This window comes from Streptomyces sp. NPDC052114 (assembly GCF_040680155.1).
Classification (GTDB): Bacteria; Actinomycetota; Actinomycetes; order Streptomycetales; family Streptomycetaceae; genus Streptomyces.
On sequence record NZ_JBFAWC010000004.1, the window covers coordinates 279,651 to 288,928 of the forward strand.

At 70.8% G+C, this 9,278-nt stretch carries 14 protein-coding genes and 1 pseudogene; 4 read left to right on the forward strand and 11 right to left on the reverse strand.

Annotated elements, in window-relative coordinates:
* Positions 1 to 2 precede the first annotated feature (2 nt).
* The 10 genes from AB0L89_RS11105 to AB0L89_RS11150 all read right to left on the reverse strand — a co-directional run bounded on the left by AB0L89_RS11105 (position 3) and on the right by AB0L89_RS11150 (position 5,376).
* Positions 3 to 785 carry an ERF family protein gene (locus tag AB0L89_RS11105; protein WP_365137863.1) on the reverse strand — a complete coding sequence of 261 codons (783 nt, stop codon included), beginning with the start codon at positions 783 to 785 and terminating at the stop codon, positions 3 to 5.
* On the reverse strand, positions 782 to 1,834 hold the full coding sequence (locus tag AB0L89_RS11110; protein ID WP_365137866.1) for a lambda-exonuclease family protein: 1,053 nt from the start codon (positions 1,832 to 1,834) through the stop codon (positions 782 to 784). Before AB0L89_RS11110 ends, AB0L89_RS11105 begins: the two co-directional genes overlap by 4 nt.
* Complete coding sequence (locus tag AB0L89_RS11115) at positions 1,831 to 2,157, reverse strand: hypothetical protein (protein ID WP_365137869.1); 327 nt, start codon at positions 2,155 to 2,157, stop codon at positions 1,831 to 1,833. Before AB0L89_RS11115 ends, AB0L89_RS11110 begins: the two co-directional genes overlap by 4 nt.
* Positions 2,154 to 2,624 carry a hypothetical protein gene (locus AB0L89_RS11120; protein ID WP_365137871.1) on the reverse strand — a complete coding sequence of 157 codons (471 nt, stop codon included), beginning with the start codon at positions 2,622 to 2,624 and terminating at the stop codon, positions 2,154 to 2,156. Before AB0L89_RS11120 ends, AB0L89_RS11115 begins: the two co-directional genes overlap by 4 nt.
* Positions 2,621 to 3,244, reverse strand: a complete 624-nt coding sequence (locus tag AB0L89_RS11125; RefSeq protein ID WP_365137874.1) for a hypothetical protein — start codon at positions 3,242 to 3,244, stop codon at positions 2,621 to 2,623. Before AB0L89_RS11125 ends, AB0L89_RS11120 begins: the two co-directional genes overlap by 4 nt.
* Complete coding sequence (locus tag AB0L89_RS11130) at positions 3,241 to 3,612, reverse strand: hypothetical protein (RefSeq protein WP_365137877.1); 372 nt, start codon at positions 3,610 to 3,612, stop codon at positions 3,241 to 3,243. Before AB0L89_RS11130 ends, AB0L89_RS11125 begins: the two co-directional genes overlap by 4 nt.
* Positions 3,609 to 3,848, reverse strand: coding sequence for a hypothetical protein (locus AB0L89_RS11135; RefSeq protein WP_365137880.1), 240 nt, complete (start codon positions 3,846 to 3,848; stop codon positions 3,609 to 3,611). Before AB0L89_RS11135 ends, AB0L89_RS11130 begins: the two co-directional genes overlap by 4 nt.
* Positions 3,848 to 4,273 (reverse strand): hypothetical protein, encoded by a 426-nt coding sequence (locus tag AB0L89_RS11140; RefSeq protein ID WP_365137883.1) that lies wholly within the window; start codon positions 4,271 to 4,273, stop codon positions 3,848 to 3,850. Before AB0L89_RS11140 ends, AB0L89_RS11135 begins: the two co-directional genes overlap by 1 nt.
* 50 nt (positions 4,274 to 4,323) lie before the next feature.
* Positions 4,324 to 4,833 carry a hypothetical protein gene (locus tag AB0L89_RS11145; RefSeq protein WP_365137886.1) on the reverse strand — a complete coding sequence of 170 codons (510 nt, stop codon included), beginning with the start codon at positions 4,831 to 4,833 and terminating at the stop codon, positions 4,324 to 4,326.
* Positions 4,834 to 5,103: 270 nt separating this feature from the next.
* Entirely contained in the window at positions 5,104 to 5,376 is a 273-nt protein-coding gene (locus AB0L89_RS11150; protein ID WP_365137889.1) for a helix-turn-helix transcriptional regulator, read from the reverse strand.
* 286 nt (positions 5,377 to 5,662) lie between these two features.
* On the opposite strand from AB0L89_RS11150, the gene AB0L89_RS11155 reads away from it, so the two are divergent.
* The 4 genes and pseudogenes from AB0L89_RS11155 to AB0L89_RS11170 all read left to right on the forward strand — a co-directional run bounded on the left by AB0L89_RS11155 (position 5,663) and on the right by AB0L89_RS11170 (position 7,760).
* Positions 5,663 to 6,073 (forward strand): XRE family transcriptional regulator, encoded by a 411-nt coding sequence (locus AB0L89_RS11155; RefSeq protein WP_365137892.1) that lies wholly within the window; start codon positions 5,663 to 5,665, stop codon positions 6,071 to 6,073.
* A gap of 158 nt (positions 6,074 to 6,231) precedes the next feature.
* The gene (locus AB0L89_RS11160; protein WP_365137895.1) at positions 6,232 to 6,513 is read left to right on the forward strand and encodes a hypothetical protein; all 282 of its coding nucleotides are present in this window, start codon (positions 6,232 to 6,234) and stop codon (positions 6,511 to 6,513) included.
* Between the two features lie 78 nt (positions 6,514 to 6,591).
* Positions 6,592 to 6,813: pseudogene (locus AB0L89_RS11165) on the forward strand (PPOX class F420-dependent oxidoreductase); the annotation flags it as partial.
* 92 nt (positions 6,814 to 6,905) lie between these two features.
* A complete protein-coding gene (locus AB0L89_RS11170) occupies positions 6,906 to 7,760 on the forward strand; it encodes a hypothetical protein (RefSeq protein ID WP_365137898.1) in 855 nt (284 codons plus the stop codon).
* 49 nt (positions 7,761 to 7,809) lie between these two features.
* Here AB0L89_RS11170 and AB0L89_RS11175 read toward each other — a convergent pair whose 3' ends face one another.
* Positions 7,810 to 9,228, reverse strand: a complete 1,419-nt coding sequence (locus tag AB0L89_RS11175) for an AlkA N-terminal domain-containing protein (RefSeq protein ID WP_365137901.1) — start codon at positions 9,226 to 9,228, stop codon at positions 7,810 to 7,812.
* Positions 9,229 to 9,278: the final 50 nt, after the last annotated feature.

Below are 9,278 nucleotides of genomic sequence, written 5' to 3' on the forward strand. Positions count from 1 at the left end.
CTTCATGCGCCACCGCCGGTGCGCTCGTTGTAGTGCCGCATGCCGAGCGCGTCGAGGGTCTCCTCGTCGCCGCTCTCGTTGGCGACCTTCACGTGCAGCATCCGCGCGGCCCTGAGCTCGTAGCCGATCTGCTCCAGGCGACCGGGCGTGGTCTTCGGGTTGACGATCTCGTCGCGGTAGTCGGTGGCCGACCGCTGCGGCGCCTCGCCCCGCTCGATGTGCTGTCCCTCGGGCTCGGGGTCCCCGGTCGGGATCATGCCCGTGTTGAAGAGCAGGGCCCGCAGCGCGAGGGACTGCGCCTTCGCGGTGCCCTTGTCGCCCGAGTCCAGGGACTCACCGGCCGACTTCAGCAGCGGCAGACTGTCCCCCTTGGGACCGAGGATCTGCCACGTGACGACGACCGTGCACTCCCGCATCGGGTTGCCCCGGCTCGACTTGGTGTCGCGGTAGGACGTCGTGATGTCGACGGCGAGCGCGGTGATGCCGTGGCGCAGGGTGGCCGGACCGAAGGCGTTGAGAGCCGCCTCGATGCCACGGAAGTGGTACTTGAGCTTTCCGTTCTCGATGTGCCGGTCGCTCTTGGCGACGGCGCGGACGTCGTTGCGGACGCGGAGCCACGCGAGGTGCACGGGCACCATGGCCGGGGCTGGGTAGTCCTCGGACGCTTCGTAGTCGTAGGCGGGCAGCGGCTCGGCCGGGGCCGGGGGCGCGTACTTCGGAGCGTCGGGGGTCTGGGGCTGCTCGCCGTGGGCGGCCTGCTCTGCTCGCTCGGTCAGGGACGTCATGCGGCGAACTCCTCACGCACGTACTGGGGGATGGCGATCCGGTCGTGCGGCACGTCGGCCACGCACGCCCGGTAGGCCTCGGGGAACTCCTCGGCCAGACGCGGCAGATCTGGCGTCTTCTTCGAGGACTGCTCGATGGAGAAGAAGGGGCGGTCCTGGAACAGGGCGGCCTGCGCCGGGCCGAGAGCCGCCAAGAGCTTGGCCTTCGCGGTCTTCTTCGCGGCCTTCGCGTTGCGCTCGGCGGCGACGGCCTCGATGTACGCGCACATCGCGTCGTGCGCGTCGCCGTCCCGGTCGAGGACCACGACACCGGACCGGTCGGGGTGCAGCCGGTCGTACAGGTCGATCAGCGCGTCCGGCGGCTCTTCCCCGGAAACGGCGGGCGCGCGGCCGGGCACGATGTGCTCGTGCCACAGACGGCCGGCCTCAGCGTTGAGGTAGGCGACCAGCTTCACGTGGTCCTCGCGGCGCACGGTGTACTGCCGGTAGTCCTGGCCGCCGATCAGGCACACCACGTGGATGTGGTCGAGGCCGGTGACGAGGATCTGCCACAACACCTGCGCGAGGACGTCGTCGGGCGGGCCCTGGCGCCAGAGGTTCGCGACGAACGCGTTACGGGTCTTGACCTCCAGCGCGCACAGCGAGCGGACGCGCCGGTCGAGAGGGCACTCGGTGCACAGCCGGTCGAGGGTGCACATCTGCCACGGTTCGTCGTCGTTGGCGATGATCCCGACGGGCTCGACGACGGTGCGGTTGCGGCGCGCCCAGTCCCGGGCGAGCGGTTCCTCGAAGAGCACGCCGAAGTGCGCGGCGTCGCTGAACTTGTCGTCGTGCGGGAGGCGGCCGAGCTTGTCGTGGAAGATGTGCAGCGGCGTCTTGAAGCCGGACAGGGTCATGACGGCGGGCAGGTCGCTGGAGCCGATGCCGCGGCGGCGGGCGTCGAGCCAGACGTCGCGGGGTGCGGTGTGGTCGAGGAGGAGGCGGCCGGTCGGTGTGACCTTCCGGCCGGCGGCCGGGGCAGTGGCCCCGGCCTGCGCGGTCGTCGTCATTCGGCAGCACCGCCCTTGGAGGCCGACGGGCCCGTACGGCGCCCGTCCTTCCGGCGCTCCCGTGCGGGCGGCGGGAGGAGTTCTTCGGTTCCGACGAACCGCGCCTCCACACGGGTGCCGTCGTCGGTGGGGACCTGGCGGGCCTCGAAGGATCCGGCGGGCTGGTACCAGCTGCCGGAGCGGGCGGACGCGGTGCGGATCATCGTGGTCGTGCTCGACGCCGACTGGCGGTTGCGGTACTCGCCGACGGGCAGCCACGTGCGGGGCTGCTTGCGGAGCCGGGCGGCGGCGCGGGCGTGGTCGACGCGGATATGGCGGCTCACTGGTCGGCCTCCGCGTCGTACTCGGAGGCGACCTCGACGCGGGTAACGGTGTACTCGGTCTCCTTCTCCACACCCCGTCCGCCCTGTGTTGCGACGACGAGCTCGTACGGGTCGCCGGGCTCGGACTCGTCGCCGAGCCAGTCGAAGACGCGGCCCGAGCCGAACTCTGGGTTGTGGTTGATCGCATCGGCCTCGCAGTGCATCCGCGCGGCTTCCGCGTTGGTGTACGTGCCGAGCGGGCTCGTGTTCCACGCGGCGCGGTAGACGTAGGCGACGGCGGGCTCGGTCTCCAGAAGCACGGCGGGCGCGGGCGCGGACTGTGTGGCGGCGAGGGCGAGCGTCGCGTGGGCCTGCGCCGCGGCGAGAACCTCGGCGGTTCCCTCGTCGATGACGATCGCGCCGGTGTCGGTCGTGACGGCCTTCAGGAGGCGCTCGGCCTCGGCGGCGTAGTGGTCGGCGTGCTTCATGAGCGGCCGTCCTTCCGGGTGGCGAGGGTGTAGTGCTGGCCGCCGTCCGAACTGTGCTTGCGCAGGTGGCCGCGCCGGTGCAGCTCGGCGAGGTCACGCCGGGCGACGTGCCGTTCGGTGGGGCCGCCGGTGAGGCGGTAGAGGTCTTGGGCGCGGACCGTGGTCCAGCGCCCGCGCCAGGTACGCACCGCGTCGAGGAGCTGCTCCAGGCGACGCTCCCGGACCGGGTCGGGAGTGGCGTTGGCCGCGGCGCGGCTGCTCTTCTCCCCGGCCTGCTCGGCGCGCACGGCCTCGTACAGGCCGACGGCGATGTCACCGGGCTCGGCATCCGCCCCGTACGTGGCATCCAGCCACTCGACCGGGCAGGCCCGCACGAGCGCGGCGAGCTCACCCACAGCCGAGCGCTGCTCGTCGAGCCGGTACTCGCGGAGGAAGACGTCGAGGGGGCAGGCGCTGCCGCACAGGCCCGGCTTGTCGTCCCGCCATTCGTACGCGACGTTCTCGTGCCCGTCGTGGGCGGTCCATACCTGAGTGACGGTCACGATCCGAGCCGGATCGGGCACGCGGCGGGAGTACTTCTGCCCGACGGTCACGGTCGGGGATTGCGCGCGGGTGCTCATGCCGCACCTCGCTGACCGGGCACCGGACGCGGAGCCGTCAGCACCGCGAGCCGATCCCGCAACCGCGCGGCCTGATCGCCGTACACCGGGATCACCCCGTCGTCCGCGACCTCCGCGAGGAGCCGGGCCACCTCCTCGTCACGCTCATGCGCGGCGTGCGAGTCCGAGCCCTGCACCGCGGCGGAGCGCGCCAGCGCGGCGATGTCCCGCAGGTCGTCGAGGAGTTGCTCACCGTCCTCGTCGGCGGCCTGCGCGATGCCGAGGATCACGGCGGTGAGGTAGTGGGAGACGTCGAGGCCGACCCCGGTCGGGATGGCGTCCACGCCGATGCGGAAGGGCCCGTCGACGGGCGTGCGGTCGTCGCTCATCGGACGGCCCCTTTCACGGTGGAGAGACGGAGAAGGAGAGAGAGGAGCGCCTGAACGACTGCGAGCCGGACCCGGTCGACCGCGTTCGCCGTGGTGAGGGCCGCACGCTGCACCCACGCGGGGGCGAGGTGGTCGGCATCGCAGATCAGGTAGACCAGGCACCAGCCAAAGCGGATGAACCCCGCGGTGCCGACGGCGAGAGACGCGTACGCGAGCGCGTCGCTGGACTCGGGCATCACGCCTCACCCCACGGAGCCCGCGAGTGCGCGCACGAGGAACGGGACCGGTGGCTGTAGCAGTCCGCCTCGCAGGCCGCGCAGTCCGGGCACCACCGCGACGGCGGGGCACCACACCCCTTGCACTCGACCGGCTCGCGGAGCGCCTGCGTGGGCGCGAAGAACGCCGTCAGCTTGTCCGCCAACCGCTGCACCCGGTCCGGCCCGGTGAGCGCCGTCGTGACCAGGCACGGCCACGGCTCGCCGTCCGCCTGGCAGTGCGCGGAGTCCTCGTACTGCACGTGCGGGGCGAGCGCCGTCGCGATCCGCGCCTCCAGCTCTGAGACCCGAGCCCGCAGCCGCTCCAACTCCGCAGCCACCTCAGGCGACATCAGCATCTGCGCCGACTCCAGCGCGAGCGCGATACCCGCAGACGTCCGGTCCATCATCTGCGCGCCTAGGATCACGGTCGCCGCAGCGTTCACGCGTTGGGAATTCACGCCTCACCGCCGAGGACCGTGCGCACGTACTCGGGCCCCAGCCCGTAGCTCGCCGCGCAGGACACCGCGCGGTCGCGGTCGTTGAACCGAATCCACAGCCGCTCGTCCGTCTGAATCGCCACGACGTACTGCCACGGGACGACCGCGTCACGGATCTCCTGCATGACCGGCTCGTCCACCGCCAGCACCACCGACACATGCACCGGCACCACCGGGAACGTCGGCGAGTCCGACCATGTCGACGTGTGCAGCGTCCACACCGTCTGGCCCGACGGCAGGTCGACCGTTGTGACCCGGCCGCCCGTGACGTACAGCCACTCGGCCAGGACGTCGATGTCCGTGGCCGTCACCTGCACGTCGGTCGGCGTGGCCCTGTGGGCGACGTGTCCGGAGTCGGGCAGTTCCTTGAAGGTGACGGTGGACCGGTACGCGGAGTCGTTCCGCTCGCGGGCGTCCTGCTGTTCCGCGAAGGTCGGCGGCGGTGGGGTCTGGAAGGATGTGGTCATCGGTGACCTCGATTTCTTGTGGTTGAGGCGCCGTAGTCGTGGGGGTCGCCGGGCCTGGCAGTCGGGCGGCCCCTGCGGCGCATTCAGGGATGGATCAGGCAGCTGGGGCCGACGTCTGCACGAGCTGCGCCGAGGCGAACAGGGCCCGCAGGAAGAGGACTTGCTCCGGGCGAAGTGGAGGAGCTGCGGCGGCGTTGCGGCGCGAGGCCTCGACGGCTGCGGCACCGAGTCTCTGCTCGATGGCTGCACGGTCGAATGTGGGCCCGCTGCTCATACCGGCACCGCGGCGAGGTGCGTCGGCTCGGTCGGCGCGGGGTTCGCGCGTCCGGTGTGCCTCCACAGGACGAGAAGGTCGACTCCAAGCCGTTTGGCAATTGCCTTGGCTTCGTCCTCCTCGGCAGTTTCACGCTCTCCGGTCCGTAGGTGGCCGATCTTGCTGGGGTGGCATCCGGCGGCCCGTGCGAGCTCTCGGACGCTGACGTCGCGGCCATCGCCGGTGCGGTGCATGAGCTGACACAGGAGGTCAGCGCTCACGAGCTGCATGGGGTTTTGCGGGGGGCGCACGTATTCACCTCCGTAGACGTGGTGTGCGTTTCCGTGAACAAAAGCGACAGTACATGGAGGTAGACGTGCTGTCTACGGAAACGCACGCCCACTTGGATTCGGTCATCACACCCCGCAGGGATGGCGCACACGGGGTGCGTGCGTAGACACTGTGTCGTCGGGCGTGAATGGTTGCGTCGACTGACCTGCGATTTCTCCGACGCGAGAACGTCGTAACGTAGACATCAGCCGTCACACACGGGAGCTAAGAGGCAAGATGACCGCCATGGCTGAGCAGCGGACCGACTTCAGTGACCTCGTTCGAGACCGGCGCGCCGAGCTGGGGATCAGCCTCCGCGAGCTGGAGGCGCGATCGATCGACCCGGAAAGCGGCACGCAGGTCAAGTTCGGCTGGCTGAGCAAGGTCGAGAACCGCAAGCCGATCGACACGCCGTCGCTGCACCAGATCCAGGCACTCAAGGAAGGGCTGCAACTCCCACTGGCCGTCCTGCAAGAGGCCGCCGCGGCCGAGTTCCTCGGCTTGGACAAGCGGGAGGTCTGGAGCCGGGACCGCTCCACCCGCATCCTCGCGGCGCGCATTGAGGAGATGAACGCCACGGAGCGCCGGCAACTCGCCGAGATCGCCGAAACCTTTGCCCGTAGGCGGACTCAGGGTGACCGGAATTCCGACGATTAGTACGACTTTCCATTACCGAGTGAAGCACTCTGGTCACAACCGAACCCGTGTGGCACAGTCGGTGATCCGCCTGGGGGGCGCAAAGGGACTACCTCGCTCGTGCGCTCGAACTACTGATCGGTTCCGTGTGCGGGCACTGGCACAGGGAGGCGCGCGCGATGGCGGACGAGGAAGGCGTGCAGGCGCATGGCGAAGGCTCGGAGAGCAAGTCACTCGGGGGCGGCGAAGAGGGAGAGGTCCATCCGAAGGCCGAGTTCCGGATGGAGTTGCGTGACAGCCTTCCCGGTGACCGTGCAGTCATCGGCGTGGAGCGGGAGGGCGAGTTCATGTGGCTCGCCTCGCGCAAGTACGTCCACCCGCAGGCGGTCGAGGAGTTCGTCGACCAGTTGCAGCGGATAGTGCGCGAGGGCATGTGGGTGCAGAACTGGACCGGCAGGTAGGCAAGTTCACCCCGCCAGCACCGCGAAATGGGCCCGCAGGTCGTCGACCTGCGGGCTTAATGGTGTCCTTCATGGCACCTCGGGACCACGAAGAAATGGCGCAACCTCCTGGCCCACCCGAAGGTGTCCCTGGTCGTCGACGACATCGTGAGCCTGGACCCGTGGCGGGTGAGGGGCATCGAGATCAGAGGCGAGGCCGAACTCCTCACGGGCCCACACGACCTGGGCCCCCACTTCAGCGAGGAAATCATCCGCATCCATCCACGCCGGATCCATAGCTGGGGCTTGGAGTCGGGCTGAGGCCGGGACAAGAGAACTTCCCTTTCCGGGAGCCCTCCCTCTCCCCTCGTGTCACGAAAAAGACGGCTGCCTTAGGAGAAACGACAAGCACCATGGACGGCGGGGTGGTGGTCGCCGCTTCACAGCAGCGCCCGGCGTCGGCGATCGCCCTGATGACCGCGATCGGCTGCGCCGCCCTCGGCGGTGCCGCACTGACCTGGACCCGGCGCGCGGGCGACGGATCCCTTCGCGTGCGGGCGCGATGGCGTATCGCCTCGTCAGCGGCCTGCCTCTTGGTCGTCGCGGCCATGGCCGTCACGCCGCTCGCTCCCGGCACCGGGAGGCCCGTACGCCACCACGTGCTCGGCTTCAGCGACGCCAGGTACGACGTGCGGATCCAGGGAATTTCGGTGGCCCAGTCGAAATCCGGATACCGCACTTCCCTGGCCGTCCTCAATGACGCGGCCAGTCCGTACGTCATCGACCGCCTGGGCCTGCGCGTCGACTTCGTCACCACGACCGGAGTCAACGGATGCCACGACCAAGGCGCGTCGTACCGATTCACGGACGTCATCAACGTCACGCGGACCGAAGACCCGAAACGTAAGAAAGTGGAGGGGACGGCCAAGGGATCGGACGAGTACGCCTACACGACCACGGGATCGCTGGACGAGGGCTGCGTGGACGGGAGCCTCGAGTTCTCGGTGGACGTCGGCATCGCGCTGCCGGCCAAGCAGTCGGTGAACGTAGATCTTGAGTTCCCGAAGACATTCCGCGTGGTCGACGTCACCCGAGGTTTCTCCGCTGACGGCGGGCGCGCCCAGCCCACCTTGACGCTCCCGGTGGAAAAGGGCCGCACCCTCGCATCCAGGCGCGCGGAGGGCACGTTCTCCGTTTCGCTGGGAGTCGGGGACTCGACAGTGAGCCGCGACCATTCCATTCCGGCCGAGATCCGGGGGTTCCAGTAGCAGCCGTGGGCGCCTGCGGTGTCCCCCACGAGGCGCCGCCGGACTTCGGCTACTCGGGCGTCGCCGCCCGGAGATGGCACACCGCGTACGAGCGCCACGGGCGCCACGCGTCGAGGACCGGGGTCGGCTCGTCGGGTGGGGAGACGTCCGGGTCGCCCAGGGCGCGCATTCTGATGAGCGCGGCGGTTCGGGGGGTCATGCCGGGCAGGGATCGGAGTGCCGTCTCGGCGTCGTCGCGGTCCGCGCCCGCGTCCAGGCGCAGCGAGCCGTCCGCGAGCGCCGTGGCCAGCGTGCCGAGCGGGCCGGGCTCGCCGGTCAGATCGGCGGGGGCGGGAAAGACGTGGGTGAGGGTGCCGCACGCGGCGTCCAGCGCCTTGCCGTGCCGTTCCACCAGGCGTTCCGCGGCCTCCCCGCCCACCAGCGCGCGCACCGCGAACTCCTCGGGATCCGCGGTCCCCGGCGAGCGCAGGCCCGGCCGGGCGGCCACGAGCGGGGCGAGCCCGGGGTCGGCGCCGAGCCGCTCGTCCACCGCGTACGGATCGGCGTCCAGGTCGAAGAGGCGGCGCAGGCGCTGCACGGCCGTGGTGAGGTCGCGCAGGTCGGACAGGTGCAGGCGGGCGTCGAGCCAGCCGCCGCGGTGCACGGCCTCGCTGTGCGAGCCGCCTCCCGTCGTCGGGCTCCCCGCCGGGTGCGTCTCCTGGACGGCCACGATCCCCGTCCCGTACGGCAGTCGGAGCGTGCGCCGGTAGGTGCGGGCGCCGCGCTCGCCGGTGACCTCCTCGATCCCGGCGACCGCCTCCCGCGCGAGCAGGTCGAAGACGGCACGGGACTGGTAGGGGCCGCGGTGGGCCAGGCGCAGTGGGATGCCCGCGGCCGGTGTCGCGCGGGCCGCGCCGCGCCTGGGGGCGGCGGCGCGCAGGGCGGTCGGCGTGAGCGCGTACACCGCCCTGATCGTGTCGTTGAACTGCCGCACGCTGGCGAATCCGGCCGCGAACGCGATCTCCGTGATCGGCAGGTCGGTCGTCTGGAGCAGCACCCGCGCGGTGTGCGCGCGCTGGGCCCGCGCCAGGGCGACCGGTCCCGCGCCCAGTTCGGCGGTGAGCTGGCGCTGCACCTGCCGGGCGCTGTAGCCGAGGCGCACGGCGAGCCCCGGGACGCCCTCGCGGTCCACGACGCCGTCGCCGATCATGCGCATGGCGCGGCCCACCACGTCGGCGCGTACGTTCCACTCCGCGGAGCCCGGAACGGCGTCCGGCCGGCAGCGGCGGCAGGCGCGGAAGCCGGAGGTCTGGGCGGCGGCCGCGGTGGCGTAGTAGCGGACGTTCCGGCGCTTGGGGGTGACGGCGGGGCAGCTGGGACGGCAGTAGATGCCGGTCGTCTCGACGGCGAAGAAGAACTCCCCGTCGAAGCGGGCGTCCCTGCTGCGCACGGCCTCGTACCTGGTCTCTTCATCGATCACGCCACCCATTGTGGGCCGCGGCGGACGCACGGGCTGGCGGGATTCGGACACCGAGGTGA

Coding starts and splice junctions, on each gene's coding strand:
- AB0L89_RS11105 (WP_365137863.1), bottom strand. CDS start 785: ATGACGTCCCTGACCGAGCGAGCAGAGCAGGCCGCCCACGGCGAGCAG.
- AB0L89_RS11110 (WP_365137866.1), bottom strand. CDS start 1,834: ATGACGACGACCGCGCAGGCCGGGGCCACTGCCCCGGCCGCCGGCCGG.
- AB0L89_RS11120 (WP_365137871.1), bottom strand. CDS start 2,624: ATGAAGCACGCCGACCACTACGCCGCCGAGGCCGAGCGCCTCCTGAAG.
- AB0L89_RS11125 (WP_365137874.1), bottom strand. CDS start 3,244: ATGAGCACCCGCGCGCAATCCCCGACCGTGACCGTCGGGCAGAAGTAC.
- AB0L89_RS11130 (WP_365137877.1), bottom strand. CDS start 3,612: ATGAGCGACGACCGCACGCCCGTCGACGGGCCCTTCCGCATCGGCGTG.
- AB0L89_RS11135 (WP_365137880.1), bottom strand. CDS start 3,848: ATGCCCGAGTCCAGCGACGCGCTCGCGTACGCGTCTCTCGCCGTCGGC.
- AB0L89_RS11140 (WP_365137883.1), bottom strand. CDS start 4,273: ATGGACCGGACGTCTGCGGGTATCGCGCTCGCGCTGGAGTCGGCGCAG.
- AB0L89_RS11145 (WP_365137886.1), bottom strand. CDS start 4,833: ATGACCACATCCTTCCAGACCCCACCGCCGCCGACCTTCGCGGAACAG.
- AB0L89_RS11150 (WP_365137889.1), bottom strand. CDS start 5,376: ATGCAGCTCGTGAGCGCTGACCTCCTGTGTCAGCTCATGCACCGCACC.
- AB0L89_RS11155 (WP_365137892.1), top strand. CDS start 5,663: ATGGCTGAGCAGCGGACCGACTTCAGTGACCTCGTTCGAGACCGGCGC.
- AB0L89_RS11160 (WP_365137895.1), top strand. CDS start 6,232: ATGGCGGACGAGGAAGGCGTGCAGGCGCATGGCGAAGGCTCGGAGAGC.
- AB0L89_RS11170 (WP_365137898.1), top strand. CDS start 6,906: ATGGACGGCGGGGTGGTGGTCGCCGCTTCACAGCAGCGCCCGGCGTCG.
- AB0L89_RS11175 (WP_365137901.1), bottom strand. CDS start 9,228: ATGGGTGGCGTGATCGATGAAGAGACCAGGTACGAGGCCGTGCGCAGC.